Below are 25,958 nucleotides of genomic sequence, written 5' to 3' on the forward strand. Positions count from 1 at the left end.
CCCCCGGGGACGTCGGCCGGAACGGCGTCTAGCCGTACATGCGGCGCATGGCGAAGTCGACCATCTGCTCGACCGCCTTGGCGTCGAAGACCATCCGGTGGTCGCCCTCCATGTCGAGGACGAAGCCGTAGCCGGTCGGGAGCAGGTCGATCACTTCGGCGCCGGTGATGACGAAGTACTTGGACTCCTTGCCGGCGTACCGGCGCAGCTCCTTGAGCGTGGTGAACATGGGGATGACCGGCTGCTGCGTGTTGTGCAGCGCCAGGAACCCGGGGGTCTCCCCGCGCGGGCAGTAGACCTTCGAGGTGGCGAAGACCTGCTGGAAGTCCTCGGCGGACATGGACCCCGTGGTGAAGGCCCGTACGGCGTCCGCGAGGGAGGGAGGGGACGGCTCCGGGTACAGCGGCGGCGCCTGCCCGTAGCCCTGCGGGGGCTGCTGAGGGGCGTACTGCTGCTGGGCGCCCGGGTTCTGGTCATAGCCGTACATGCGGCCACCCTACCGAGCGCCCACCCCCATACCGGCCGGTACCGGCCACCGATGCCCTGCGGGGTGCGGTCAGCAGCCCTTGAGCGCGGCCACGAAGGGCGCCCAGGCCGCCGCACTGACCACGACCACCCCACCGTCGGGCCGCTTGGAATCCCGCACGGGCACGACACCGACGAGGCCGTCCGCCACCTCGACGCAGTCGCCGCCCGTGCCGTTGCTGTAGCTGCTCTTGCGCCAGGTCGCGGCGCTCAGGTCAATTCCGCTGCTTGCCATCTCGGTAGTCCTCTGCCGCGGCGTCGAGGAGGGCCAGGGACGCCTCCGGCGGCAAGGCGGCGGCCCTCAGCAGATCGTAAGACCTGCGGTACTCCTTCACGAGGGCCGGAAAGTCGATGAGTTGGCCGCTGTGCAGGCTCTCCAGGTAGACCACGGGCGGCGCCTCCGGGAAGGTCATCAGCTTCGCCATGCCCATCATGAGCGCGTGCGCGGCGGTCGTTTCCGGGACGATCTGCAGAATGGACCTCGTCCGGCGGACCACCGCCGCGATGTGCTCCAGCAGCTCCGCCATCTGCGGCGCGGGCAGGGCCGGGCGGCGGAGCACCGACTCGTCGAGCACCACCCAGAAGTCGGGCGGACACTCGCCGTCGAAGAGCTTCGCCCGGCCCATCCGGGCCGCCACCAGCGTCTCGATCGTCTCGTCGGACGCCCGGGGCATGGCGGCGCGGCTGATCGCCCGCGCGTACGCGGGGGTCTGGAGCAGCCCCGGCACGAGCATCGGGGCCCACTCGTCGATGGTCTCGGCGAACGGCTCCATCTCCGCGACGTCCGCGAAGTACTCGGCGTGCCCCGACTGCCTCGCACGGCGCGCGTCTTCACAGCGGCGCTCGAAGAAGCCGTCCGTGCCCAGCCTCGCGTCCACGTGCCGGGCCAGGTCCAGCGGCATGCGTCGCTCACCACGCTCGATCTGGCTCAGGAAGGGCACCCCCCGGAAGCTCCCCTCCGCCAGCTGGTCGAGCGTGAGACCGGCCGCCTCCCGCTTGTAGCGCAGCTCCGCGCCGTAGAAGGACGGCACGTTCGCCGACGCGTCCGGGTCCTTGCGAGCCGGCACAACCCACCACCGCCATTTGCCACTTGTCCAGCGCAACCGGAAACCCTTCCCACGGTAGGCGGCCGGGCGGCAGCCTGTGAGGACTTCGTCACACTGCGCCACGAAAGGCCTGCCATGAGCGACCACCCCCACGACCGCGAGGCCGCCGCGGCCCTCACCGCACTGCGCGGCGCGCTCGCCGCGCACGGGATCACCCTGCCCTCGCTGGACCTGCACCTGCCCTCCTACGCCGGGCGCTACGGGACACCGCCGCTCATCGCCCTCGGCAACTGCAACCCGGCCACCGCGCGGCGGATCGCGACCGCTCTGGCCAAGCCGTGAACGAGTTCGTGATCCGGCTGTCCGCCACCGCCCGGGCCGCCCCGATGCTGCGGCACGCCGTACGGGAGCACCTCGGGGCGGGCTCCGGGGACGCCGAACTGTGCGTGACCGAGCTGCTCGCCAACGTCGTCCGCCACCTCGGCGAGGGCACGCCCGTCACCCTGCGGGTCAGCGGAAGGGCAACCCGTACGCGGGTCGAGCTCACCGATCCCGATCCGCACGCGTGGCCCGTGCCGCGCCCGGCGGCCGAGGGCGACGAATCCGGGAGGGGGCTGGCCCTGCTCGCCGCGGTGGCGCTGCGCTGGGGAGTCACGCAGGGGCAGGACGCCAAGACCGTGTGGTGCGAGCTTGACCCTGATCACAGTCCCCGTGGAAGGGTTGCCGTTATTACCGGCGGGTAGCATCATGACGTTACCGATTGGTATGTACGAGGAACCTGTCTCCCCGAGCCTTAACGGAGCCGTCGCCATGGGGCACTACAAGTCGAATCTCCGCGACATCGAGTTCAACCTCTTCGAGGTGCTCGGCCGCGACCAGCACTACGGCACCGGTCCGTTCGAGGAGATGGACACCGAGACCGCCAAGAGCGTCCTGTCCGAGATAGCCCGCCTCGCCGAGAACGAGCTGGCCGAGTCCTTCGCTGACGCCGACCGCAACCCGCCCGTCTTCGACCCGGAGACCAACACCGCGCCGGTCCCCGCCTCGTTCAAGAAGAGCTACAAGGCCTTCATGGACTCCGAGTACTGGCGTCTGGGCATCCCGGAGGAGATCGGCGGCACCGTCTCCCCGCGCTCCCTCGTCTGGGCCTACGCGGAGCTGCTGCTCGGCTCGAACCCGGCCGTCTGGATGTACTCCTCCGGCCCGGCGTTCGCCGGCGTCCTCCACGAGGAGGGCAACGAGGCGCAGAAGAAGATCGCCCAGATCGCCGTCGAGAAGCGCTGGGGATCCACCATGGTCCTCACCGAGCCGGACGCCGGCTCGGACGTGGGCGCCGGCCGCACCAAGGCCGTCCAGCAGGAGGACGGCTCCTGGCACATCGAGGGCGTGAAGCGCTTCATCACCTCCGGCGAGCACGACATGGAGGAGAACATCCTCCACTACGTCCTCGCCCGCCCCGAGGGCCACGGCCCGGGCACCAAGGGCCTGTCCCTCTTCCTCGTCCCGAAGTTCCACTTCGACTGGGAGACCGGCGAGCTGGGCGAGCGCAACGGCGTCTACGCCACGAACGTCGAGCACAAGATGGGCCTCAAGGCCTCCAACACGTGCGAGATGACCTTCGGCGACCGGCACCCCGCCAAGGGCTGGCTGATCGGCGACAAGCACGACGGCATCCGCCAGATGTTCATGATCATCGAGTTCGCGCGCATGATGGTCGGCACGAAGGCCATCGCCACGCTCTCCACCGGCTACCTGAACGCGCTGGAGTACGCCAAGGAGCGCGTGCAGGGCCCGGACCTGGCGAACTTCATGGACAAGACCGCACCCAAGGTCACCATCACGCACCACCCCGACGTCCGCCGCTCGCTGATGACGCAGAAGGCGTACGCCGAGGGCATGCGCGCCCTCGTCCTCTACACCGCGACCGTCCAGGACGACATCCAGGTCAAGCAGGCCGCCGGCGAGGACGCCTCCTCCCTCATCGGCCTGAACGACCTGCTCCTGCCGATCGTGAAGGGCTACGGCTCGGAGAAGTCCTACGAGCAGCTCGCCCAGTCCCTGCAGACCTTCGGCGGCTCCGGCTACCTGCAGGAGTACCCGATCGAGCAGTACATCCGCGACGCGAAGATCGACACCCTCTACGAGGGCACCACGGCCATCCAGGGCCAGGACTTCTTCTTCCGGAAGATCGTCCGAGACCAGGGCGCCTCGCTGAACATCGTCTCCGAGACGATCAAGAAGTTCCTGGCCGAGGGTGTCGGCGGCGAGGAGCTGGCCGGCGCACGCGACGCGCTCGCCAAGGCCGCCGTGGACCTGGAGGCCATCGTCGGCCAGATGATCGTCGACCTCACCGCCACCGGCGAGGACGTCAAGAACATCTACAAGGTCGGCCAGAACACCACCCGCCTGCTGATGGCCTCCGGCGACGTGGTCGTCGGATACCTGCTGCTCAAGGGTGCCGCCGTGGCCGCCGAGAAGCTGGCGACCGCCTCCGCGAAGGACGTCCCCTTCTACACCGGCAAGATCGCCGCCGCGAAGTTCTTCGCCGCGGAGGTCCTCCCGGGCGTCTCGGTCCAGCGCCAGCTGGCCGAGGCCGTCGACAACTCCCTCATGGAGCTCGACGAGGCCGCCTTCTAGGAGGCCGCCCCGCCCGCGGCACTGCCGCGCCGCGCCCGCACAGCGGCCGGGTCCCCCGCACAGGGACCCGGCCGCTGCCGCATGCACGGGCCCCGCCCACCGGCGCCCTGTACTGCGGCTTTCCCCGATGTCAGTCGTTCATGGGACGCTCGTAGGCATGAGTCCACAGGATCAGCACGGCAGCAGGGGGTACTCCGTCCCCACCGGGCGGCCGTACGCCCTCAAGGAGCTGCAGGCGAGCCTGGGCAGCCTCGGCGACCACCTGCGCGAGCTGTACGAGGGCGCGCACCCCGCCGAGTACGACACCATCGCCGACGCGCTGTACGTGGCCTTCCAGACGGCCGCCGGACTGGCCCCCGCCAGGAGCTACACCGGCTGCCCCGAACACCCCAACGGCGCCCTCGACCCCGAGGCCCCCGAGGGCTGGGGCCGCTGCCTCCTCTGCAACGACCGCCGACGCCTCGGACAGCGCCACCGCGGCGGCCCCGGCGCCGCCCCCGCCGGAGAGCAGCGCCGCCTGGGCTACCCCGTACCGGACGGCCCGTACACCCTCCAGGCTCTGCGCGCCCACCTGCGCACCGTCGAGGACCAGCGGTTCCACCTGGGCCTGTCCTCCCCCGCCGAGGACTTCGTCCGCATCGCCGACGACCTCCACCGCGCCTTCATCGTGGCCCGCGAACTGTCCCGCCCGCGCAACGCCTCGGGCTGCTCCGAGCACCCCGGCGCCCCCATCGACCCCGACGCACCCCCCGGCGAGGGCTGCATCTTCTGCGCCGGACGCAGAAGACGCGCCCAGCGCTCCCCGCAGATCCCGGAAATGCTCCCGCGCATCCGCCGGGGCGAGCGCAGGCAGCTGCAGCGCCGATTCGACCGCCCGCCGGGTTGAGGAACGCCCGCTCCGCCCGGCGACCCGCCCGGTCCGGCCATGACGGACACGGCCCCGGCCCTCGTTAAGGTGAACCACTTGGCATCCCCCCTCCCCGACGGGAGGGGGTTCCCACACTCACGAGTGGGGACTTCCCGTTCCGCCGCGGACCGCCCCGACCGAGAGGAGGACTCCCGATGAGGTCTCAGATCCGCTCCACAGGCAGCAGCAGCCGGGCCGGCGGCCGGACGACGGCCCGCGGCGTTCCCGTCACGGTCGTGAGCGCTCCCGCACGCCCGCGGCCCTTCCGCGGCGCGGGCGGCCGGCGGCCGGAAACGGCACGTGAACGACCGCTTCGCACAAGGACTCCCCACACCCCGGACGCTAGGGTCGGGCACGATCCGAACACCAGCACAGGTCACAGCCTCACGCTGCGGCAATCCTCCGCAGCGAGGCTCCGAGCCGGAAATGCGTTTCCTCACCCGGCTGCAGCCGGGGGCTTCCACACAAGGGAAATACGATGAGCTCTCCCGCCCGCTTCGACCGCGGCCACACCGACGATCTGATGACCTTCCTGACGGCCAGTCCGTCGCCGTACCACGCCGTGGCCAACGCCGCCGAACGGCTGGAGAAGGCAGGCTTCAGGCAGTTGTCGGAGACGGACGCCTGGGATGCGGGCACCGGAGGCAAGTTCGTGCTCCGCGGTGGCGCGCTCATCGCCTGGTACGTCCCCGAAGGGGCCTCCCCCCACACGCCTTTCCGCATCGTCGGCGCCCACACCGACTCGCCCAACCTCCGGGTCAAGCCGCTCCCCGACACCGGCTCGCAGGGCTGGCGGCAGATCGCGGTCGAGATCTACGGCGGGACCCTGCTCAACACCTGGCTGGACCGGGACCTGGGCCTGGCCGGACGGCTCACCCTGCGCGACGGCACCGAGCGCCTCGTGAACATCGACCGCGCGCTGCTGCGCGTGCCCCAACTCGCCGTGCACCTCGACCGGTCGGTGAACAGCGACGGCCTCAAGCTCGACAAGCAGCGGCACATGCAGCCGATCTGGGGCCTCGGCGAGGCGCACGAGGGCGACCTCATCGCGTTCCTGGAGGAGGAAGAGGGCCTGGAACACGGCTCGGTGGCCGGCTGGGACCTGATGGTCCACTCGATCGAACCGCCCGCCTACCTGGGCCGCGACCGCGAGCTCGTCGCCGGACCCCGGATGGACAACCTGCTGTCCGTGCACGCGGGCGTCGCGGCACTGGCCGCCGTCTCCGGCGCCGCGAAGCTCGACCACATCCCGGTGCTGGCCGCCTTCGACCACGAGGAGAACGGCTCGCAGTCGGACACCGGCGCCGACGGCCCGCTGCTGGGCAACGTGCTGGAACGTTCAGTCTTCGCCCGAGGCGGCACGTACGAGGACCGCGCGCGGGCCTTCGCCGGCACCATCTGCCTGTCCTCCGACACCGGGCACGCCGTGCACCCCAACTACGGCGAGCGGCACGACCCCACGCACCACCCGCGGGCCAACGCCGGCCCGATCCTGAAGGTCAACGTCAACCAGCGCTACGCCACCGACGGCAGCGGGCGCGCGGTGTTCGCCGCCGCGTGCGAGCGGGCCGGCGTGCCGTGGCAGACGTTCGTCTCCAACAACTCGATGCCGTGCGGCACGACCATCGGCCCGATCACGGCCGCCCGCCACGGCATCCAGACCGTGGACATCGGCGTCGCGATCCTCTCGATGCACAGCGCCCGCGAGCTGTGCGGCGCGGACGACCCGTACCTCCTCGCCAACGCCCTGGTGGCCTTCCTGGAGGGCTGACCCCCAGGAAGGCCCACGGGCACCCGCAGTGCGCCGCGGCTATCCCTCGTCGTCCATGCCCGCGAGGACGAGGGGCAGCCGGGAGGCGCCGTCGGCGGTGACGCGGACGGGGACGCCCCAGTCCTGCTGGTGGACGTGGCAGGCGGGGTACTCGTTGGCCGGGTCGTCGTCGCAGGACGCCGCCATCGCCGAGACGTGCAGCACGCCCTCGGTGACGTCCGGGTTCAGCGCGAGCTTCCCGGAACAGGTCCGTGCCCGTGCCCTCGCCGTCCGCCAGCAGCTCCGGCGGCGTCGAGGAGACGAGCAGGCGCGTGGAGGGTCCGTAGCGGGTGTCGAGCTTCTGGCCGCTCGGGGCCCGGAAGACCACGTCGAGGCGGAGCGTGCCCGGCGCCACCTCGGTGGCGGCACGCCGGGTGCGGTGGGCGACCGCGTCCACCCGTACCGCCTCCTCCGGCAGGCGCAGCCGCGTCAGGCGGTGCCGGGCGGACTCGACGACCACGATGTCCCCGCCGACGAGCACGGCGTCGCTGGGCTCGCGCAGGTCGGTCGCGAGGGTCGAGACCTCGCCGGTGGCGGGGTCGTAACGGCGCAGGGCGTGGTTGTACGTGTCGCACACCGCGACGGAGCCGTCGGGCAGGGCCGTCACCCCGAGCGGGTGCTGGAGCAGCGCCTGGGCGGCGTCGCCGTCCCGGTGCCCGAAGTCGAACAGGCCCGTGCCGACGGCGGACGTGACCGCGTAGCCCTCGTCGGTGGGGTGGACGTAGCGCAGGGCGCTGGTCTCGGAGTCGGCGATCCACAGCCGGTCCCCGGCGGCGGCGAGCCCGGACGGCTGCGCGAACCAGGCCTCGGCGGCCGGCCCGTCGTGCAGCCCCTCGTTGGTGGTGCCGGCGGCGACCTCGACGGTCCCCTCCGCCGGGTCCCAGGTCCACAGCTGGTGGACACCGGCCATGGCGATCCACACCTTGCCCTGCCACCAGGCCACGTCCCACGGCGAGGACAGGTCCACCTCAAGGGCGGGCCCGGAGGTCGGCGAGCCCTGCCACCACTGCCGGCCGGTGCCGGCGACCGTCTCGACGGCGCCGGTCTCCAGGTCCAGGACCCGCAGCGCGTGGTTGACGGTGTCGGCGACGACCACCCGGCCGTCGGGCAGCAGCGCCAGCCCCTGAGGCTCGCTGAAGCTGTCGCCGGCGAAGCCGCGCTCGCCGCTGCCGATGCGGCGTACGACGCTCTCCCCGTCGGCGGCCAGCTCGACCAGCTGGTGCCGGGTGGAGTCCGAGACGAGGAGGTTCCCACTGGGCAGGAGCAGCGCCTTGCCGGGGAAGCGCAGGTCGCTCGCGACGGGCTCGGGCGCCACGTACGGGCCGTCGCCGCGCCGCAGGGTGCCCTTGGCCTCGTGCTCGGCCTCCAGCTCCTCGACGAGCCTGGCGATGGCGTGGGCGTGCCCCTCGCCGGCGTGCTGGGCGACGACGTACCCCTCGGGGTCGATGACGACGAGCGTGGGCCACGCGCGGACGGCGTACTGCTTCCAGGTGGCGAGCTCGGGGTCGTCGAGGACGGGGTGGTGGACCTCGTAGCGCTCGACGGCGTCGACGACGGCCGCGTGCTCGGCCTCGTGCACGAACTTCGGCGAGTGCACGCCGATGATCACGACGGTGTCGCGGTGCTTCTCCTCCAGCTCGCGCAGCTCGTCGAGAACGTGCAGGCAGTTGATGCAGCAGAAGGTCCAGAAATCCACAACAACGCACTTACCTCGCAGGTCAGCGAGGGTGAGATCTTTCCCGCCGGTGTTCAGCCAGCCCCCCTTGCCGATCAGCTCGGGGGCACGGACACGGGCACGCTTGCGGGGTGCGGGCGCGGGGGTGGGCGCCGGAGCAGCATCGTTCATCCTTCAAGCTTGCCATCCGCCCGTGTACGCAGGATCACGCCGGTGCGAACCGCCTGCTCAGGGCATGCGCTCCACCACGGCGACTTCCGAGAACTCCCGCAGGAAGGTCATGTGACCGGTCCGGCCCGTGTGCTCGATGCACATGTCGGTACACACGTCCGCGTTCCCGGTCGGCGAGGCAGGCCACTGACAATCCGGGTTCAGGCACCGTGCCGTCGCCGTCGTCTCCGCCGAGGGGTGGCGGTGCATGACGTAGCTGACGTACCGGAGCACGGCCCTCACGGTCATGTCGCTTCCCCGGGGTGCGGGTGGTTCCGGAGCTCCACGTTGCAATCACTGGCCGTGGAGTGGTCGCGCCGGTGACGGGCGTCCCGGCGCCGTGCGGCCAGGGCGGCGCAGACCCCGCAGCCGGCCGCCGGTACGGGGTCCGGGGCTGTTCTCAACGGCAGCTCTACCGGGGGTTGCGCGTACGTGATCGTCTTCACGGCCCCGCTCCTCGTTTCGTCGTGTAGCGGCCACGCTAGGAACGGCGGAGCTGCGACTCCCAGGAGATTGCATGAGGTTGCACGGTCGTCACCTGAGCGTCTGAATGGCGCTGGTGATCAGCGCGCGGGCCTTCGCCCCATGGACGGCCATCTCGGCCAGTTCGGTGAACGTGTCCGCGTACGCGGCAACCTCGCTCGGCTGGGTCAGCGTGAGGTAGCCGGAGACCAGCTCGACGTTGACCTGTGCCGTGTCGAAGATCCAGAACCCTTCCACCGGCATCCGGGACCGATCGGTCCGCGTGGGCACCACACCCAGGCTGACGCTGGGCAGGGAGCCGACCGTGAGCAGGTGGCCGAGCTGTTCCTCTTGGACGTCCGGCCCACCGAGACCGTTACGCAAGACCGACTCCTCAACCAGGAACGCGAACCGGCGGTCGCCCTCGTAGAGGACGCGCTGACGCTCCATGCGCACGGCGACGGCATCGGCCACGTCATCGACCTCGACCCGCCTCCGCTGAACGGCACGCAAGACGGCTTCCGTGTAGCCGTAGGTCTGGATCAGGCCCGGAACGAACCACGAGGAGTAGGCGCGGAACCGGTGGGTTCGCTCGAAGAGCGGGAGACGGGCTTCCTGGGCCTGCTTGAGCCCAGTGCGCTCCATGCGCCGCCACCCGACCCACATGCCTTCGACCGTTCGCAGCGAGGCGATCAGGTCGTCCGTCTGCCCTTCGGCCCCACACGCGCGGCACCAAGCCCGGATGTCGTCGGCGGACGGAGGCGTACGGGCGTTCATGATCCGGGATGACTTGGACGGGTGCCATCCGCAGAGCCGGGCGAGATCGCGCCCGTTCAGGCCGGAGTCCCGGCATAGCTCAGCGAGTCGGTTCGCCAGCGCCTGCCGGGCCTGCTGGGCACTCGAAGAGGGAGAGACAGCCATGGTGGTGACCGGTCAGCGCGGCTTGTACTCCTCGTGCGGGATGGCGCGTTGCCAGACGGCCTGGAACGCCGTGGTGCACAGGTGGACCCGTGCAGGATCGTCGGTGTACTCCCGCCCGTCTTCGTCCAACTGGCCCTCTCCGGTGAAGTGGTGGAAGAGGGCTTGGATGCCGTCGAAGACCCAGAAGTCCGTACCTGGCAACGCCAAGTCCGTCGTCTGCCGGCGGGGCAGCCACCGGACCATCTCACCCGCAGCGAGATTGGTGAAGGTGCAGTCGTACTCATAGCGCACGTAGTCACTGATCGGCTCGGACACGATGCGGACCCGGCGGACCACCACTCCGCGCGCCGTGGCAGCACTCACCGCGTCGTGCCAGCCGCCCCACCACGACGACCGATCAGCCGGGTCCAGCCGTTTACCCTGCTGCCAGGCAAGGAACTCCGGGTCATCGAGCATGTAGCTGTCACGCACCTCAAGATGCACGGCCGAGTGCTGCGCGCGGGCCAGTGCGTTACGCGCGGGTGGCTGCACTTCCGGCTTCTCCGTTCTCGTCCGGGCGCGGGATGTACTTCAGCATCACCGCAGGGAGCCTGATGATCGTTTCGTGGTCCGGCACGTCCGTGGAGTGCCCGGGGATCGAGCCGATCTCCTGGCAGGCCCTCACCTCTTCCGACGTCGCTTTGTACGACTGGATCAGCAGGTCACCGGTCTCCTCATCAAGCCAGATGGTCGGGGACTCGTCGGTCGGCGTGTTCGGGATGATGCCGAGGAACCTTAGGTTCACGATCACTCCAGGTGTCGAGTCGGTTGCACGAACGTGCACGAGCCTCACTCCTGCGGCTGACCGGCGCAAGAGGGCGTCAGGACAAGCTTGTTGGTTCACGGCGCGGGTACGGCGAAGCCCCCGACAGCCACCCAGCACGGGCAGCCACCGGAGGCTCCAGCAACCTTTCGCACAGCCTATGACCCCTTAACGGGGGCATTCCCAGGGTTTCAAAGAGGCCCTTTCCCAGTGGCCGCAAGGGTCGGCAGTCCAAAAACGGAGCCGCACCCAGGGCGCGTTTTCCGAGCTGGGGCCGGGGTCGCAGTGGGGGCTGCGCCTGAACTTTGGACATCCCGGGTGACGAAGTGACGGAATGACGATTATTTCTGATCCACTCATAGAAACAACAACACTTCTATAAGAGGTAACGGAGGGAGAGCGTCACTTCGTCACGCGTGTCCGCTGCCGACAGCCGGAGGGTTACGCCGGTGCTCAGGTGACGCTGTCGGCATCCAGCTTCGCCCAATGGATCTGGATGCGTTGCTCAGGGATGATCCGCTGTCCGCGCACTCCCTTGGTCACTTCAACCCGGTCTATCGCGAGTGACAACCGGCCGCGCCGGTCTTCGTTCGTGGCCTCAGCCCACGCCTCACGCAGGATGAGGCCGTCAAGCATCGGCGACACGTCCACGGACGGCATGGGGAGCTTGCGAAGATCGGCGCCGAGCCCTTCGATGCGTCCCCTCAGTCGCTCTGCAAGCCGGTTGTAGCGCTCCACGGCTGCGGGGCCACTGAACTCACCGCGCACATATCGCGCGTCCTCCAGATCGGCGAGGCGGGCTTCCTCATCCTGGATCTCAGCAGTAAGCGCATCACGTTTCGCGAAGGTCTCCGGGTCCACGCGGTGGACCCAGCGGTCTGCGATCGCGACAAGCAACGGGTCGTCTGGTTCGAGCGCTGGGAGCTTCGTGAGGAACTGTTCCGTCACGTACTGGTCAACCGCTTCAGCCAGCGCTGATGCTCCGATGCACTGGTTACCCGCGCGGCGAGCCATGCACTGGTAGCTGCCTCCCACCCGGTGCATCCGGCGACCACAGCCGGGTACCGCGCAGTAGACGAGTCCCGTGAGCAGCGCCGTCCCCTCGGGCTTCGGCCGCCGCTTTCCTGCGTGTACGAACGTCCTGGATTCCAGGGTGCGGATGATCCGTTCACGCTCTCCGACCGTGATGATCCCCTCGCCGATCTCGACGGTGTCCAGAGTCTCGGGATCGCGGTACGGGAAGACCCTGCCCGTGTACTTCCGCTCGCCGTCGTCCGTCTCGACGGTCTCGGTCTCCGGCATCAGGCCGGCGAACGCCGGGGAGCGCAGGAGCTGCATGATGCTGGCCGCGTTCCACTGCCCGCCTCTGGGCGAGAGAATCTCGTACTCGTTGAGAAGTCGGGCGATCTTGACCAGCGACGTTCCGGCGAGCGCTTCGTCCGCGATCAGCCGGGCGTAGACGGCGTGCTCCGGGTCGTGGACGAGCTTCTTGGCCTGCGGGTCGATGAGCAGCCCGTACGGAGGCTGTCCGCCGATCCACTGACCCTTGCTGCGTAGGTATCGCTTGGCATGGCCGACGCGTGTGCCGAGATTCTTCGATTCGGATCGGGCGAGTTCAGCGAGCATCGCCACGACCATGCGTGCCGAGTCGTTCGAGGTGTCGAGACCGTCCACGACTGAGACGAGACGGCCGCCGGCCTTCTCGATGTCGTCCAGCACCTTGCCGACCTGGCCGATGCCCTTGCGGGACAGGCGGTCCAGTTTCCAGACGATCAGCGTGCCGACGACGCCCGCCGTGACGGCCGCCAGCGCGGCGTCGAAGCCCTTGCGCTCAACGGTCTTGTAGCCGGAGCGCCCTCTGTCTATGTGGACCTTGCGGACGGTCAGTCCGTTGCGTTCGGCCCAGGCACGGCAGTCTGCTTCCTGCCGTTCGATTGCGGTCTTGCCGTCCCGGTCAAGAGACAGGCGGAGGTACAGGTCACAGATCGTGTCTTGGTGCACACAATCAGTGTGACGAAGAGTTCGGTGGTCCGTTGTCAATTCTCAAAAGTCGAGGATCGTGATGCGTCCCCGCAGGTCGGAGAGGGTCAAGTCCTTCCCGCCGGTGTTCAGCCAGCCCCCCTTGCCGATCAGCTCGGGGGCACGGACACGGGCACGCTTGCGGGGTGCGGGCGCAGGGGTGGGCGCCGGAGCAGCATCGTTCATCCTTCAAGCTTGCCATCCGCCCGTGAACGCCCGGTCACGCCGGTACGACGCCCCCGCGGGGCGGGGCACCCGTAGGGGTGACGACGGTGGCGGCGGCCGCGTGGGAGCGTGGTACCGACCGCGTCGTCAAGCGCAAGCGGTACGCCGCGTACGGGGCGCCGCTCTATCTGCTCGTCGACCGGCCGGAGCGGTCCGTCACCCTGTTCGCGGAGCCCGGGATCCTGGGGTACACCAAGGTCGACGGGCCGCATCCCCTCGGGACGGCCGTGCGGCTGCCGGAGCCGTTCGGGATCGTCCTCGACACCAGTGGGCTCTGAGCTGCCGGTAGCGTGCGGGGGGTGACGGACAGCGGGGGGAGCGGGGGGCGGATGTTCGAGGCTTTGAGTGCCGGTGCCGTGCGGAGTGCCGCGCAGTTGCGCGAGCTGTACGAGGAGCCGGGGGAGATGGCGCGGCGCAAGGCCGTGGACCGGATCCACGAGGCCGCGCGGGCGGTCATCGGGCGGTCGTCGCTGGTGTTCGTGGCCAGCGCCGGGGCCGGTGGGCACTGTGACGTGACGCCCCGGGGCGGTCCGCCCGGGTTCGTGGCGGTCCTCGACGAGTTCACCCTCGCCGTCCCCGACGCCACCGGCAACAAGCGGCTCGACACCGCCCACAACATCGTGGAGACGGGCCGGGCCGGGCTGATCTTCGTGATCCCGGGCCGCGCCACCACGCTGCGCGTGAACGGGCGGGCCTGCGTCTCCGCCGATCCGCGGCTGCTGGAGCAGCTGACCGCGGTGGGCAAGCCGCCGCGCAGCGCGATCGTCGTGGGGGTCGAGGAGGCTTACCAGCACTGCCCGAAGGCGTTCCTGCGCAGCGGCGCCTGGAAGCCCGAGCAGTGGCTCGCCGAGGACGCCGCCCCCAGCTCCGCCGAGGTCACCCTCGCCCACCTGGACATGCCCGGTCTGACGGTCGAGGACATCCGCCGGCAGGAGCACGAGTCGCTGCTGTACCGCTACGAGTAGTCGAACAGGGCGCTCAGGCGCGGCAGTCGGGTCGCCAGTTCGGCCGCGTCGTCGAAGTCGAAGTCCCAGGACGGGTCCAGCGGCGGGTAGCTGATCGTGAAGGAGTCCGCCGGGAGTTCTCGGCCGGTGGCGCTCTCGTAGGCCCTCCAGGCGATCGAGAGGGCGCCCTCGTCCCACAGCTCCAGGCCCTCGGCGGCCGCCTCGCGGACCGCGGGGTGGCCGGCGAGGGAGTCCGGGTCGGCCAGGGCTGCGTCGAAGACCGAACGGCCCTGCATGAGGAGCCAGCCGCGGAAGTAGTCGAAGCCGTCGTCCGAGCAGCCGCCGTTGATCATGTAGGCCGCGGCCCAGAGCGGGCTGCGGTAGGACTCCGCGAGCAGGTCCCACAGCACCTGCTGGGCAGCGGCTATCTCCGCCCGCGGCCGGGCCGCGAGCAGCTCCCCGGCGCGCCGCGCCACCGCGTCCCCGCCCGCGTCCCCGCCCGCTTCCGCCTCCGCCGCCGTGTCCGTGCGGGCCGTCTCGATCAGCTGCCAGAACGTCGTCTTGTCCATGGGAAGAGCCTGGCATCCGGCTCTGACATCAGCCGAGGAAGGAGTGGAGGGACCGGGTGAGGGCGGTGACGAAGGCGTCCTGGACCGGCTCGGGCACGAGGTCGAGGGACAGGTACGGGTTGAGGTCCTCCAGCTCGACGAGGAGCAGTTCGCCGGAGGGCGCCCGGCAGGCGTCGACGCGCTGGATGCCGTGGCCGAGGGTGTTCCACTCGACGAAGGAGCGGGCGAAGGACAGGTCCGCGCCGGTCGGTTCGTAGGGGCGCAGCTCCCAGCGGCGGGCCGGGTCGGGGGCGTGGAGCGCGTACTGGAAGGCGTCGTCGACGAAGTAGAAGGACACCTCGTACGCGAAGTCGATGCGCGGCTGGATCAGGACGTCCCCGGCGGGGCCCGCCGGGGTCGCGGTGAAGGTGAGGCCGATGGAGTCGGCGCCCTGCTTCGGCTTGACGACGTACTCGGGCACCTGGGGCAGTTCCGCGAGCCGGGCCGGGTCGTCGACGGTCGGGATGACCGGGTAGCCGGCGGCCGTCAGGTCGAGGAGGTACTGCTTGCCGGCCATGTCGGCGCGGCCGGTGAGGGGGTTGTAGACGGGCGTGCCGGTGGCGAGGGCCGCGGCGCGGAAGGCGTCGTACTCCTCCTGGTAGTGCAGGACCGGCCCGCTGTTGCGGACGATCACGGCGTCGAAGCCGGGCATCAGGGCGCGCGCGTCGGCGGGGTGGCACAGGGCCAGCGCGAAGTGCCGGCGCAGCCGGGAGGTGAGGAATATGTCCTCGTCGCAGTAGCGGCGGCCGCGTGCGGGGTACGCCAGGTCGGTCACGTAGAGGAGTGGCATGAGGGCAACCTATCGCGGGCACTGATCAGCGCATGAAATACCTCGTACGGGACAAAATGCTGGCCATCGGGGACGATTACTGGATCGAGGACGAGGACGGGCGGCACGCCTTCCTGGTCGACGGGAAGGCGCTGCGGTTCCGGGACACGCTGGAGCTGAAGGACCCCGACGGCCGGATCCTGATCACCTTGCGGGAGAAGCTCTTCGCCTTCCGCGACGCGATGACCCTGGAGCGGGACGAGCAGCGGCTCGCGGTGATCCGCCGCAAGCGCTTCTCGCTGCTGCGCAACCACTTCCGGGTGACGCTGGTGGACGGCACGGAGCTGGACGTCAGCGGCCGGATCCTGGACCGGGAGTTCAAGGTCGAGTACGACGGGGAGCTGCTCGCGCTGGTCTCGCGGCAGTGGTACCGGGTGCGGGAGACGTACGCGGTGGACGTGGTCCGGGAGGACGCGGACGCGGCGCTGCTGGTCGCGGTCGCGGTGTGCGTGATCCGGATGGCCGAGAAGGAGCGGGAGGACGACGCCCCGGGCGACTGAGTACGCGGCCCGGGTGACATGAGCATCCGCGCCCATGCCGCCGCGACGGACCGGCGGCGATGATCGTGTCCGTCCCCGCGGCGGGACGCCGTCCCGCCACCGGACCACGACCGGACCGGGGCACCACGGCATGCAGCACTGCACACTGCACCACGGAAGGAACCCCTGCGGTGAACCCCAGCACTCACGCGGCCCCGTACGGTCCGTGGCAGTCCGCGCAGTCCGCGCAGCCCGCGCGGCCCGCGGCGCCCGTCCGCAGGCACCGGGCCGGCGTCGTCGTGCTCGCCGGCCTGCTCTGGGCGGTCACCGCCCTCGCGGTCTGCCTGATCGGCGGCCTCGCCTGCATCGCACTGTTCTGGACCGCCGCGGCCGGCGAGCCCGCCGCCGGTCCGGTCCTGCCGCTCCTGCTGATCCCGGCGGGCGCCGCCGGGATCGTCGCCCTGGCCCGCGTCCCCCGGGTCCGCGACCTGTCCGCGTCCGCGCGGATGCTCCTGCTCGGTGCGGTGGCGTGCCCCGTTCCGACCGCCCTCGCGCTCTGGTTCTGGTTCCAGGGCGGCTGACCGGCTGCCCGGCTGCCCGTCAGCGGTTCAGGCGGCGGTCCAAGAGGGCCGGGAACTGCGCGCGGGTGTCGGGGACCTTGGCCGGGTCCAGGTCCACGGTGAGGACCTCCTCGCCGGGGCCGGCCTCCGCCAGGACCTCGCCCCACGGGTCGACGACCAGGCTGTGCCCGGCCTGTTCGACGCCGGCGTGGGTGCCGGCCAGCCCGCACGCCAGCACGTACGACTGGTCCTCGACGGCGCGCGCCCGGTTCAGCAGCGTCCAGTGCGAGCGGCGGCGCTCGGGCCAGCCGGCGGCGACGATCATCGTGGTGGCGCCGGCGTCGACCAGGCCCCGGAAGAGTTCGGGGAAGCGCAGGTCGTAGCAGGTCGCGATGCCGAGGGTCTGTTCCGGCAGCTCCACCGTGGTCAGGGAGTCGCCGGCGGACATGAGGACCGCCTCGCCCTGGTCGAAGCCGAAGCGGTGGATCTTGCGGTAGGTGGCGGCCAGCTCGCCGGCCGGGGAGAGGACGAGGGCGGTGTTGTAGAGGGATCCGTCGCCGGCGCGTTCCACGACCGAGCCGGCGTGCAGCCAGACCCCGGCGTCGTGCGCCGCCCCGGACATGGCCTCGAAGGTGGGTCCGTCCAGCGGCTCGGCCTCGGTCTCGAACTGCTCGTAGGCGAACGCCCCGACCGTCCACAGTTCGGGGAGCACGACGAGGTCGGACCCGTCCTGCTCCCGTACGAGATCGGCCGCACGGGCGCGCCGGGAAGACACCGACTCGCCCTCGTTCACTGCGATTTGGATCAACGAGGCGCGCACACTACCACCGTCCTGGCGTTCAAGCCGTCAACTCGGGCCTACGAATCGTCACACGAAAGCACTGCCGGGGTGCTCACAGGCAGCGTAGTTTTGGAAACTGAGTCCACTGCTTCCGAAACGCGCCACTGAACGACGCCACTGAACAGCACCGCGAGGGGTCCCGTTGACCGTCCATCCGCATCCCACCCTTCAGCCCTATGCCGACGCGTGGACGCACTCGATCGAGGCGATATCCGAGCTGGTCCTCCCCCTGGCGGAGAGCGAGTGGAACCGGGCGACTCCGTGCCCCGGCTGGTCGGTGCGCGACGTCGTCTCCCACATCATCGGCATCGAGTGCGAGCAGCTCGGGGACCCGCGGCCGATCCACACGGTGGCGCGGGACCTGCGGCACGTGGTGGACGAGTTCAGCCGGTACATGGAGGTGCAGGTCGACGTACGGCGCCACCACACGGCGCCGGAGATGACCTCGGAGCTGGAGTACACCGTCATCCGGCGCGCGCGGCAGCTGCGCAACGAGAAGCGGGATCCGGACACGATGGTGCGGGGGCCGCTGGGCGATCAGGTGACCCTGGAACACGCACTGCGGCTGCGGGCGTTCGACGTGTGGATCCACGAGCAGGACCTGCGGTGGGCGCTGGGCGCGCCGGGGAACTGGGACGCGCCGGGTGCCCACGTGGCGCGGGACGTGCTGCTGTCCGGGCTGCCGAAGGTGGTCGCGAAGCGGGCGGGCGCCCCGGCGAACTCGGCGGTGGTGATCGACGTGCACGGGCAGCTGGAGTTCATGCGGACGGTGCGGGTGGACGCGGACGGCCGGGGCACGGTGGACAAGTCGCCGTCGCTGGGTCCGGCGGTGACGCTGACCATGGACTGGGAGACGTACGTCCGGCTCGCGGCGGGCCGGGTGCGGGCGCACACGGTCGCCGACCGGGTGAAGGTGGAGGGCGACGGACAGCTGGCGGAGGCCATCCTGACGCAGTTCGCCGTGACCCCCTGACCGCCGGGCCCCCTGACCGCCGGGCCGCCTGACCGCCGGGCCGCCGGACCGCCGGGCCGCCCTAAAGCGTCTCGCGCCCCGCTGTTTCCGGCAGGGGGTGCGCGGTGGACCGCGGCTGCGGTTCCGCCTCCGGGCCGGTCCGCTGTGCGGGCCGGGGTACCGGCGGTGCAGCGGGCGAGGGTACGGCTGCGTGCGCGGGGACGGTGCCGCGGCCGCGCGCGGCTTCGCGGGCCAGTGCCGCGCGGCGCAGGCTCAGGATCCGGGTGACTCCGAGCGCTTCGAGCACGAACACCGTGGAGAAGGCGATGCGGTAGTCGTCGCCGGTGGCGTCGAGCAGGACGCCCACCGTCAGCAGGGTCGTCATCGAGGCGATGAAGCCGCCCATGTTGGTGATGCCGGAGGCGGTGCCCTGGCGCTCGGCCGGGTTGGCGGGCCGGGCGAAGTCGAAGCCGATCATGGAGGCCGGGCCGCAGCCGCCCAGCACCAGGCACAGGGTGATCAGCAGCCACATGGGTGCGTGCCCGCCGGGGTGGGCCAGGACCGCCCCCCAGAGCAGGGCCGTGAGGGCGACCGTCCCCAGCGCGAGGGGTATCCGGGCGGACTGGCGGCGGCCGATGATCTGGCCGTAGACCAGTCCGAGCACCATGTTCGAGGCGACGACCAGCGTCAGCAGTCCGCCCGCGGTGGTCCGCGTCAGCCCCTGCGCCTCGATCAGGAAGGGCATGCCCCACAGCAGCAGGAACACCATGGCGGGGAACTGCGTGGTGAAGTGCACCCACAGGCCGAGGCGGGTCCCGGGTTCGCTCCAGGACTCCTTGATCTGGCGCCGTACGAAGCCCGTGCCGCCGGTCCGGGCAGCCGGCGCCGGCTCGTGGCCCTCCGGGTGGTCGCGCAGGAAGAGCACCAGCGGCACCAGCACGACCAGCCCGGCCGCCGCGCTGCCGGCGAAGGCCGCGGTCCAGCCGACCCCGTGCAGGACGGGCGCGAGGACGAGGGTGGAGACGAGGTTGCCCGCCATGCCGACGAGCCCGGCCAGCTGCGCCATCAGCGGCCCGCGCCGGGCCGGGAACCAGCGGGTGCCGAGCCGCAGCACGGAGATGAAGGTCATCGCGTCGCCGCAGCCCAGCAGCGCGCGGGCGGCGAGGGCCGTCTCGTAGGAGGGGGACAGCGCGAAGCCCAGCTGCCCGGTGGTGAAGAGCACCGCGCCCAGCGTCAGCACCTTCTTCGTGCCGAGCCGGTCCACCATCAGGCCGACCGGGACCTGCATGCCGGCGTACACGAGGAGCTGGAGCAGGGAGAAGGTGGACAGGGCCGAGGCGTTGACGTGGAAGCGGTCCGCCGCTTCGAGTCCCGCCACGCCCAGGCTGGTACGGAAGATCACCGCGACGAAGTAGACGGCGACGCCGATGCCCCAGACGGCGACGGCCTTCCCGCCGCCCGGCGGGTCCTTCAACTGCCCGGCGCCCGAGGACCCGGCGCTCACAGGCCCGGCCCCCGGACCAGCGACTCGACGCGGCCGATGTGCCCGCGCACCGCGGCGGCGGCGGCCTCGGCGTCCCCGGCACGCAGTGCGTCCAGGATCTCGGTGTGCTCGGCCAGTGTCCGCTCCAGCCGGTCGGGGTGCGCGTGCAGCAGGGCCACGCCCATCCGCAGCTGCCGGTCGCGGAGTTGGTCGTAGAGCCGGCACAGGATCTGGTTCCCGGCGCTGCGCACGATCTCGGCGTGGAAGCCCCGGTCCGCCGCCATCATCGCGGGGAGGTCCCCCGCGGCGGCGTGCCGGCGCTGCTCGTCGAGCAGTTCTCCGAGCCGGTCCAGCAGGCCCGGTGGCGCGGGCACGGCCCTGCGCACGGTGAACTCCTCGACCAGCAGGCGGGTTTCGAGGACGTCGTTGATCTCCTGCGCGGAGACCGGCAGGACCAGGGCGCCCTTCTTCGGGTACAGCCTCAGCAGCCCCTCGGTCTCCAGGCGCAGCAGCGCCTCGCGGACCGGGGTCCGGGACACCCCCACCGCCTCGGCGAGTTCGCCCTCGGTGAGGAGGGTGCCGCCTTCGTAGCGCCGGTCGAGCACCCCGTGCTTGACGTGGCGGTAGACGCGGTCTGCGGCGGTCGCGGTGCTGGTGGCGGCGGACATGCGCACAGCATAGATACAACACAGGTGCAAGGAGTGGTCCGGTCCAGGATGTGGACCCGCGGTGCGGCCGGTGCGACCCGGCCGCGCCTCTCCGACCTCCGCCGCGCCCCTCTGCACCGAAGGATGTACGGCGCCTTCGTCCGCCCGCAGGACGTACTCGGCCCGGCGCGCCGGAAGCCTGGAGACATGGCCGACACCCTCGCCCCGGTGGTCCGCACGACCACCCGGCTCCCCCTCCTCGACGTCCTGCGCGGCGCCGCGATCCTCGGCACCCTCATGACCAACGTCTGGATCTTCGCCTCCCCCGGCTCGGAGTGGAGCGTGCTCCAGGGCGGCCTGAAGGCACCCGACGCGCTCGCCGACCCCTCCGCCGCGAACATCGCCGAGGCCGTCTTCCGCTTCCTCGCGGACGGCAAGTTCCTGGCCCTGCTCACGGTCCTGTTCGGCGTCGGCCTGGCCATCCAGTACGACTCCGCCGCCCGGCGCGGCGAGCCGTGGCCCGGCCGCTACCCCCGGCGCGCCGCCTTCCTCTTCGTCGAGGGCACCCTCCACTTCGTCCTCGTCTTCGCCTGGGACGTGCTGATGGGGTACGCCGTGACGGCCCTGCTCGTCGCCCGGCTGCTGGCCCGCTCCGAGCGGGTGCGGCGCACGGCCCTGTGGACGGCCGGCGCGGTGCACCTGGCCCTCATGGGCCTGCTCACCCTCGACGCCGTGACCCGCCCGGACGGCGCGCCGCAGCCCCCGGACCCGTCCGCCGTCGGCCTGTACGCCCACGGGAGCTGGCCGGAGCAGGTCGCCTTCCGCCTGGAGCACTTCGCCGTCCTGCGCATCGAACCCGTCATCTCCTTCGGGCTGCTGGTCTTCCTCTTCCTCCTCGGCGTGCGCCTGCACCGCGCCGGCGCCTTCGCCGCCACCGACGGCGGCCGGCGCATCCGGATCCGGCTGGCCGCCTGGGGCCTGGGCCTCGGACTGCCGCTGAACGCCGCGACCGCCCTCGGCGGCGACGACTTCTACCTCCTGGGCCGCTACGGCGCCGCCCCGCTGCTCGCCCTCGGCTACATCGGCCTGCTCGGCACCGCCCTGGACCGGCGGTGGCTCCCCGGCGCCGCGAGCCGCGCCCTCGGCTCCGTCGGTCAAACCGCCCTGTCCTGCTACGTCGCCCAGAACCTGCTCTGCGTGCTGCTCTGCTACGGCGTCGGACTGGGCCTGGCCGAACGGCTGGCCGGCAGCGGCCCCTGGTGGGTGATGGGCCTGTGGGCGGGCGTGGGCCTGACCCTGGTGGCCGGGTCGCGGCTGTGGCTGCGCCGCTTCGACCGCGGGCCCCTGGAGGCCCTGCAGCACACGGTCCTCAGCCCTCGCCACCGCCCTGCCGCCTGACCTCCACGTCCAGCACGAACTCGTCGTAGGGGGCCTCGGCCGGATAGGGCGGCCGGACCTGCGCGAAGCGGATCCTGGCCCGGCCCCCGCCCGGCGGCCGGGCCCGCACGACGTAGCCCAGCTCCACCGCCGCCCCGGGCGGCGCGCCGGCGCCCGCCGTGCCCGGGGCCGGCTCCACCGAGACGACGTCCGCGTCCCCCGTGACCTGCCAGGTCCACACGTACCCGCGCGCCCCGCGTCCGGTGAGCCGCAGCTCGTACGGCTCACCGGGGTCCAGCACGACACTGCGTACCTCCACGCCCGCCCGGTCCTCTCAGACGGGGCCGATCACCGGCCCTTCGTGCCAGCCCGCGCCGTCGCGCCAGTAGTGCTGGAGGCGGCGGTCGGTGCGCAGGACGACGACTTCCAGGTTGAACCCGAAGCTGCCCTGGAGCATCCCGGTGACCGCGGCGACGTCGTGGCCGAAGACCGCGCCGCGCCGCCACGGCGAGCCGCTCGCGTTGCCGCGCCACCAGTGCTCGACCCGGCCGCCCGCCACGGCCACGCACAGTTCGTAGTTCCCGGCGGTGTCCTCGTCGGCGGCCCCGTACTGCCCCTCGATCAGGCAGGGCGCGGAGGTGGCGGGCGTACCGCTGCCGAACACCTCCCCGGCGCGCCAGGCGAAGCCGTCGGGGTCGTCGCGCCACCACAGCTGCATGAGGCCGTCGGTGCGGGCGGCGACCAGGTCGAGGTGGCGCGAGCGGGTCTGGACGAGGGCGGGGCCGTAGTGGGCGATGCCGGAGGCGAAGCGGCCGCCGTCGTTCCAGGTCCAGGGGGCGCCGTTGATCCGCCACCAGTGGTTGAGCCGGCCGTCGGCGGTGCGGACGACCACCTCGAAGTTGCCCGGCTTGCCGTAGTCGCTCTGGATGAACGCCGGGGTGGAGCCGACCGCCGCGTCCCCCGGGCCGAAGGCACCGCCGTCGCGCCACACGGCGGCGGACTGCTCGTAGTACCAGTGGCGCAGCCGGCCGCCTGTGGTCACGTGCAGGGACTCCATGTTGCGGTTGTAGGTGGTGCCCGTGAAGGCGGGCTGGCCGGAGGCGTCGTTGGCGAAGGTGCCCGCGCGGGCCCAGGCGAAGGGCGCGTCGCCCTCCCGCCACCAGTGCTGGAGCCGGGCACCCGTGGTGGTGGCGAGGAGCTCGAAGTTGCGGTGGGCGCGGCCGTTGCCGCTCTCGTAGACGTTGCCGGTGTGCAGCCGGCGCTTGGTCCACGGGTCCGGATTGGTGCCGCGCAGCCCGCACTTGGCCCAGTGGTCGATGGCGACCTCGCCGTAGGCGATCCGGCCGTAGCCGCCCACGTGGTAGCCCGTGCCCCAGGAGTTCTTGAACAGCCAGCAGCCCGCCGCGTCGTCATAGCCGACGACCAGCACGCAGTGGCCGCCCGCGAGCCGGTCGCTGGTGCGGTGGTAGACCCCGGAGCCGAGCCCGAAGAAGTCGTCGTAGACGTCGAAGCAGGCGGTCAGCGGGCCGACCGTGTCCAGCCACACCTTCTGCTGCTCGACGTCGCCGAGCCGGACGTAGTCGGTGACCCGGACGGTCCGGCCGGACCGGTCCCAGCTCGGCGTGTACTCGGCGCGCCAGGCGTCGCGCCGGGCGGCCGGCAGCCCGGCGGGCGGGGTGCTGTACGGCCAGCAGTCCGGGTCGGCGAGGCCGCCGTTGGCCGTGATCCAGTCCAGGGCGGTCTCCGGGTTGCTGCCCTGGCCGCAGCTGAACCGCAGACCGTCGTGGACGTCGCCCTCGGAACGCTCCGCCCACACGTCGTGCTCGATGCGCGCCATGGACTCCACCAGGCCGGCGGCGCCGAAGGCCCAGCAGGAGCCGCAGGGGTTCTGGTCCTTGACCTTGGTGATCCACGGCCAGCCCCAGCGGTTGCGCCAGTCCACGGCGGCGGGCCGGGCGCCCGGGACCGGGCCCCCCGCCCCGGCTCCGGCGAGCAGCCCGTGAGCGGCGCGGCGGCGGGTCAGGTGGGGATTGCCGCTCGCGTGCCCGACGAGCCCGCGCAGATCGATCGTGCCCGCCTCGGCGGCGGGCGTCAGGTTCGCGCCGGGCTCCAGACCGAGCGAGGGCCGCGGCACCGGGTCCTCGTCGGCGAGGTGCTCCGACACCGACCAGCGCGCCCCCCGCGCACTCAGCTGCGCGCGCAGCTCCCCCACCGTTTGAACAGACTCCTGCGGCATGGCGGCCCCCCGGCTGCGACCGTTCGGATCAGAGATCCGGGGAGCGTCCCTCCCCCGCCGGGAAGCGTCAAGGGGGTCCGCGCGGTCGCGCGGTGGCACGCGGGGGGCGTGCCGCGGCCCCGTCCGGCCGCGGTCAACTCACCCGGCGGACAGGGCCGTTCTGATCTCGGCCACGGACGGGTTCACCATCGGGGGCCGGCCGGCGACGACCACCGTCGGCACGGTCTCATTGCCGTCGGCCACGCCGCGGACGAAGGCCGCCGCGTCGGGGTCCCGCCAGATGTTGACCTTCCGGTAGGGGATCCGCGCCGCCCGGAGCTGCGTGCGGAGCTTGATGCAGAACACGCACCCCGGCCGCCAGTACACGGTCACGGCCGCGTCGCCGCCGGTCCCCGCCGTGCCGAACCGTCCCATGCCCCAACCCCCTTGACCGTGCCCCACCTGTCCCGACGACCGTACCCGGGGGAAGGCGGAACGGGCCCGCCGGGTCGGTGAGGGGTCCGTATAAGGTCCCCGTATGGGCACCTGGATCGCGCCGAGCGTCATCGAGAGAGAGCTGTACGAGGCCAAGACCGCGGGCGACTGGGCCGCGTACTTCGACGTGCTCGCGCGCGCCCAGCTCTTCCTCGTGCAGCCCCGCGTGCAGGCCGACGCGCACCCCGACGCGGTCTTCTTCCACCCCACCCCGGACCGCATGCTCGTCGTCCGCACCGCCGGCATGCTGCCCGCGCCCACCCCCGAGACGGTCTTCGAGTCCCGCAGCCTGGGCTGGTTCTCCAAGGTGTGGGCCGCCGACGACCCCGCCTTCCTCGCCGTGAACCCGGGCTCGCCCGCCGAGGCCTACCTCACCACCACCCCCGCCGACCTGGCCCGCTGGCGCGCCCACGCCGACGCCGCGCCCCGCTACGGCCTGCCCGAGGGCAGGGTGCACGCCCTCTTCACCGGCGGGCCCCTGCACGGCGACATCGCGCACGGCCTCGCCGTCGGCGCGCATCTCGCCGTCACGAACGGCGAGTTCTGGAACGCCCTCGCCTACCACGGCAGCGGCTACCGGCACGAGCGCCGCCGCGTCGCCAAGAGCTGGAGCATCACCGACCGGGCCGACTGGCTCGCCACCCTCGAAGAGCTCCTGAACACCTCGGTGGTCAGCCCCGTCTGGGAGTTCGCGCTGCGCGTCCGCCGCGTCCTCGCCTCCGACTTCGCGGGGCCCGTGGACGTGGAGCACTGGCGGCACGCCGCGGAGGCGAGCATGCGCCGCAACGCCGAGCGGGCCGCCGAGCCGCAGCTCACCCCCGACGGGGTCACGGTCGCCCGGCCCCGCCCGGCCGCCGAGGTGGAGGGGGAGATAGCCGGTGTCAGGCGCCTCATAGGCCGGATAGCCCGCTACGAACAGCGCTTCCGGGCCGACGGACTGCTCCCCGAGGACGGCTGGGTCCGCTCCGTCGAGGCGTGGGACCTCGGCCGCGCCTCCCAGATGGCCCGCTGGGGCATCGGCTGCCGCTACGGCACCCTGCACGAGGCGGAGAAGGCAGTCCTGCGCGCCGGGGAGTCGGCCCGCGGGACGTACCGCTCGTGGGAGGAGTTCTCCGCGGGGTACGTCCTGGGCCGGTGCCTGCACTTCGACGAGGAGGAGTTCGGCACCTGGTACACGGGTGCCCTCGCCGCCCACGTCACGCTGACCACCGACCCCGCCAGCCCCTGGCGCAACATCCCTTGGAAGTGATTGACCTCGGGTAGTCGTCGTCCCGGCCGGCGTCCGGCCG

At 71.7% G+C, this 25,958-nt stretch carries 28 protein-coding genes and 2 pseudogenes; 12 read left to right on the forward strand and 18 right to left on the reverse strand.

The features are described 5' to 3' along the window. Nucleotides 1–28 precede the first annotated feature (28 nt). From AC2RP6_RS19810 to AC2RP6_RS19820, 3 genes are all read right to left on the reverse strand, one after another. Complete coding sequence (locus AC2RP6_RS19810; protein WP_486447402.1) at nucleotides 29–487, reverse strand: SseB family protein; 459 nt, start codon at nucleotides 485–487, stop codon at nucleotides 29–31. Nucleotides 488–556: 69 nt separating this feature from the next. After that, the gene (locus AC2RP6_RS19815; protein WP_486447403.1) at nucleotides 557–760 is read right to left on the reverse strand and encodes a DUF397 domain-containing protein; all 204 of its coding nucleotides are present in this window, start codon (nucleotides 758–760) and stop codon (nucleotides 557–559) included. After that, the gene (locus tag AC2RP6_RS19820) at nucleotides 741–1,592 is read right to left on the reverse strand and encodes a helix-turn-helix domain-containing protein (RefSeq protein WP_486447404.1); all 852 of its coding nucleotides are present in this window, start codon (nucleotides 1,590–1,592) and stop codon (nucleotides 741–743) included. Before AC2RP6_RS19820 ends, AC2RP6_RS19815 begins: the two co-directional genes overlap by 20 nt. Before the next feature lie 114 nt (nucleotides 1,593–1,706). On the opposite strand from AC2RP6_RS19820, the gene AC2RP6_RS19825 reads away from it, so the two are divergent. From AC2RP6_RS19825 to AC2RP6_RS19845, 5 genes are all read left to right on the forward strand, one after another. Further along, entirely contained in the window at nucleotides 1,707–1,913 is a 207-nt protein-coding gene (locus tag AC2RP6_RS19825; RefSeq protein ID WP_486447405.1) for a hypothetical protein, read from the forward strand. Further along, nucleotides 1,910–2,314 (forward strand): ATP-binding protein, encoded by a 405-nt coding sequence (locus tag AC2RP6_RS19830; RefSeq protein ID WP_486447406.1) that lies wholly within the window; start codon nucleotides 1,910–1,912, stop codon nucleotides 2,312–2,314. Before AC2RP6_RS19825 ends, AC2RP6_RS19830 begins: the two co-directional genes overlap by 4 nt. 67 nt (nucleotides 2,315–2,381) lie before the next feature. Beyond that, nucleotides 2,382–4,208 carry an acyl-CoA dehydrogenase gene (locus AC2RP6_RS19835; RefSeq protein ID WP_486450385.1) on the forward strand — a complete coding sequence of 609 codons (1,827 nt, stop codon included), beginning with the start codon at nucleotides 2,382–2,384 and terminating at the stop codon, nucleotides 4,206–4,208. Nucleotides 4,209–4,365: 157 nt separating this feature from the next. Further along, nucleotides 4,366–5,094: a hypothetical protein gene (locus AC2RP6_RS19840; RefSeq protein WP_486447407.1), complete on the forward strand. Its 729-nt coding sequence runs from the start codon at nucleotides 4,366–4,368 to the stop codon at nucleotides 5,092–5,094. A gap of 499 nt (nucleotides 5,095–5,593) precedes the next feature. After that, complete coding sequence (locus AC2RP6_RS19845) at nucleotides 5,594–6,886, forward strand: M18 family aminopeptidase (protein ID WP_486447408.1); 1,293 nt, start codon at nucleotides 5,594–5,596, stop codon at nucleotides 6,884–6,886. 39 nt (nucleotides 6,887–6,925) lie between these two features. On the opposite strand, the pseudogene AC2RP6_RS19850 reads toward AC2RP6_RS19845, so the two are convergent. The 7 genes and pseudogenes from AC2RP6_RS19850 to AC2RP6_RS19880 form a co-directional block, all read right to left on the reverse strand. Beyond that, nucleotides 6,926–8,771, reverse strand: a pseudogene (locus AC2RP6_RS19850) (NHL domain-containing thioredoxin family protein). 57 nt (nucleotides 8,772–8,828) lie between these two features. After that, nucleotides 8,829–9,059: a DUF7848 domain-containing protein gene (locus AC2RP6_RS19855; protein WP_486447409.1), complete on the reverse strand. Its 231-nt coding sequence runs from the start codon at nucleotides 9,057–9,059 to the stop codon at nucleotides 8,829–8,831. Nucleotides 9,060–9,344: 285 nt separating this feature from the next. Then, a complete protein-coding gene (locus tag AC2RP6_RS19860) occupies nucleotides 9,345–10,193 on the reverse strand; it encodes a helix-turn-helix domain-containing protein (protein ID WP_486447410.1) in 849 nt (282 codons plus the stop codon). Between the two features lie 12 nt (nucleotides 10,194–10,205). Then, nucleotides 10,206–10,676 (reverse strand): DUF6879 family protein, encoded by a 471-nt coding sequence (locus AC2RP6_RS19865; RefSeq protein ID WP_486447411.1) that lies wholly within the window; start codon nucleotides 10,674–10,676, stop codon nucleotides 10,206–10,208. A 28-nt stretch (nucleotides 10,677–10,704) separates the two neighbouring features. After that, nucleotides 10,705–10,977: a hypothetical protein gene (locus tag AC2RP6_RS19870; protein ID WP_486450386.1), complete on the reverse strand. Its 273-nt coding sequence runs from the start codon at nucleotides 10,975–10,977 to the stop codon at nucleotides 10,705–10,707. A 471-nt stretch (nucleotides 10,978–11,448) separates the two neighbouring features. Next, nucleotides 11,449–12,996: a recombinase family protein gene (locus AC2RP6_RS19875; RefSeq protein ID WP_403782906.1), complete on the reverse strand. Its 1,548-nt coding sequence runs from the start codon at nucleotides 12,994–12,996 to the stop codon at nucleotides 11,449–11,451. Nucleotides 12,997–13,038: 42 nt separating this feature from the next. Beyond that, nucleotides 13,039–13,200, reverse strand: coding sequence for a hypothetical protein (locus tag AC2RP6_RS19880; RefSeq protein WP_486450587.1), 162 nt, complete (start codon nucleotides 13,198–13,200; stop codon nucleotides 13,039–13,041). Between the two features lie 113 nt (nucleotides 13,201–13,313). Here AC2RP6_RS19880 and AC2RP6_RS19885 point away from each other — a divergent pair. Further along, nucleotides 13,314–13,517 (forward strand): annotated as a pseudogene (locus tag AC2RP6_RS19885) (Uma2 family endonuclease); the annotation flags it as partial. A 51-nt stretch (nucleotides 13,518–13,568) separates the two neighbouring features. Next, nucleotides 13,569–14,204 carry an MSMEG_1061 family FMN-dependent PPOX-type flavoprotein gene (locus AC2RP6_RS19890; RefSeq protein ID WP_486447412.1) on the forward strand — a complete coding sequence of 212 codons (636 nt, stop codon included), beginning with the start codon at nucleotides 13,569–13,571 and terminating at the stop codon, nucleotides 14,202–14,204. On the opposite strand, the gene AC2RP6_RS19895 is transcribed toward AC2RP6_RS19890, so the two are convergent. Together AC2RP6_RS19895 and AC2RP6_RS19900 are read right to left on the reverse strand one after the other, a co-directional pair. Then, nucleotides 14,195–14,752: a DUF4240 domain-containing protein gene (locus AC2RP6_RS19895; RefSeq protein WP_486447413.1), complete on the reverse strand. Its 558-nt coding sequence runs from the start codon at nucleotides 14,750–14,752 to the stop codon at nucleotides 14,195–14,197. The two genes, AC2RP6_RS19890 and AC2RP6_RS19895, sit on opposite strands and share 10 nt — an antisense overlap. Before the next feature lie 28 nt (nucleotides 14,753–14,780). Next, nucleotides 14,781–15,581 carry an ATP-grasp domain-containing protein gene (locus AC2RP6_RS19900; RefSeq protein ID WP_486447414.1) on the reverse strand — a complete coding sequence of 267 codons (801 nt, stop codon included), beginning with the start codon at nucleotides 15,579–15,581 and terminating at the stop codon, nucleotides 14,781–14,783. A gap of 32 nt (nucleotides 15,582–15,613) precedes the next feature. On the opposite strand from AC2RP6_RS19900, the gene AC2RP6_RS19905 reads away from it, so the two are divergent. Both AC2RP6_RS19905 and AC2RP6_RS19910 read left to right on the forward strand, forming a co-directional pair. Next, a complete protein-coding gene (locus tag AC2RP6_RS19905; RefSeq protein ID WP_486447415.1) occupies nucleotides 15,614–16,120 on the forward strand; it encodes an LURP-one-related/scramblase family protein in 507 nt (168 codons plus the stop codon). A gap of 170 nt (nucleotides 16,121–16,290) precedes the next feature. Next, the gene (locus AC2RP6_RS19910) at nucleotides 16,291–16,680 is read left to right on the forward strand and encodes a hypothetical protein (RefSeq protein WP_486447416.1); all 390 of its coding nucleotides are present in this window, start codon (nucleotides 16,291–16,293) and stop codon (nucleotides 16,678–16,680) included. A 19-nt stretch (nucleotides 16,681–16,699) separates the two neighbouring features. On the opposite strand, the gene AC2RP6_RS19915 is transcribed toward AC2RP6_RS19910, so the two are convergent. After that, entirely contained in the window at nucleotides 16,700–17,479 is a 780-nt protein-coding gene (locus AC2RP6_RS19915) for a carbon-nitrogen family hydrolase (protein WP_486447417.1), read from the reverse strand. A gap of 163 nt (nucleotides 17,480–17,642) precedes the next feature. Here AC2RP6_RS19915 and AC2RP6_RS19920 point away from each other — a divergent pair, with 163 nt between their 5' ends. Beyond that, entirely contained in the window at nucleotides 17,643–18,473 is an 831-nt protein-coding gene (locus AC2RP6_RS19920; protein WP_486447418.1) for a maleylpyruvate isomerase family mycothiol-dependent enzyme, read from the forward strand. 61 nt (nucleotides 18,474–18,534) lie between these two features. Here AC2RP6_RS19920 and AC2RP6_RS19925 read toward each other — a convergent pair whose 3' ends face one another. Both AC2RP6_RS19925 and AC2RP6_RS19930 read right to left on the reverse strand, forming a co-directional pair. Beyond that, nucleotides 18,535–19,956, reverse strand: a complete 1,422-nt coding sequence (locus AC2RP6_RS19925; protein ID WP_486447419.1) for an MFS transporter — start codon at nucleotides 19,954–19,956, stop codon at nucleotides 18,535–18,537. After that, nucleotides 19,953–20,603: a GntR family transcriptional regulator gene (locus tag AC2RP6_RS19930; protein ID WP_486447420.1), complete on the reverse strand. Its 651-nt coding sequence runs from the start codon at nucleotides 20,601–20,603 to the stop codon at nucleotides 19,953–19,955. The genes AC2RP6_RS19925 and AC2RP6_RS19930 overlap by 4 nt, the downstream gene beginning before the upstream one ends. Nucleotides 20,604–20,789: 186 nt before the next feature. On the opposite strand from AC2RP6_RS19930, the gene AC2RP6_RS19935 reads away from it, so the two are divergent. Beyond that, nucleotides 20,790–21,980 carry a DUF418 domain-containing protein gene (locus AC2RP6_RS19935; protein ID WP_486447421.1) on the forward strand — a complete coding sequence of 397 codons (1,191 nt, stop codon included), beginning with the start codon at nucleotides 20,790–20,792 and terminating at the stop codon, nucleotides 21,978–21,980. Here the strand turns inward: AC2RP6_RS19935 and AC2RP6_RS19940 are convergent. The 3 genes from AC2RP6_RS19940 to AC2RP6_RS19950 all read right to left on the reverse strand — a co-directional run bounded on the left by AC2RP6_RS19940 (nucleotide 21,952) and on the right by AC2RP6_RS19950 (nucleotide 24,609). After that, nucleotides 21,952–22,278, reverse strand: a complete 327-nt coding sequence (locus AC2RP6_RS19940) for a hypothetical protein (protein WP_486447422.1) — start codon at nucleotides 22,276–22,278, stop codon at nucleotides 21,952–21,954. The genes AC2RP6_RS19935 and AC2RP6_RS19940 overlap by 29 nt on opposite strands. A 15-nt stretch (nucleotides 22,279–22,293) precedes the next feature. After that, nucleotides 22,294–24,171, reverse strand: a complete 1,878-nt coding sequence (locus tag AC2RP6_RS19945; protein ID WP_486447423.1) for a C1 family peptidase — start codon at nucleotides 24,169–24,171, stop codon at nucleotides 22,294–22,296. Between the two features lie 162 nt (nucleotides 24,172–24,333). Beyond that, nucleotides 24,334–24,609 (reverse strand): glutaredoxin domain-containing protein, encoded by a 276-nt coding sequence (locus AC2RP6_RS19950; RefSeq protein ID WP_486447424.1) that lies wholly within the window; start codon nucleotides 24,607–24,609, stop codon nucleotides 24,334–24,336. A gap of 103 nt (nucleotides 24,610–24,712) precedes the next feature. On the opposite strand from AC2RP6_RS19950, the gene AC2RP6_RS19955 reads away from it, so the two are divergent. Then, nucleotides 24,713–25,918, forward strand: coding sequence for a DUF1266 domain-containing protein (locus AC2RP6_RS19955; RefSeq protein WP_486447425.1), 1,206 nt, complete (start codon nucleotides 24,713–24,715; stop codon nucleotides 25,916–25,918). Nucleotides 25,919–25,958 lie beyond the last annotated feature (40 nt).

It is taken from the genome of Streptomyces sp. WAC03905 (genome assembly GCF_057371075.1).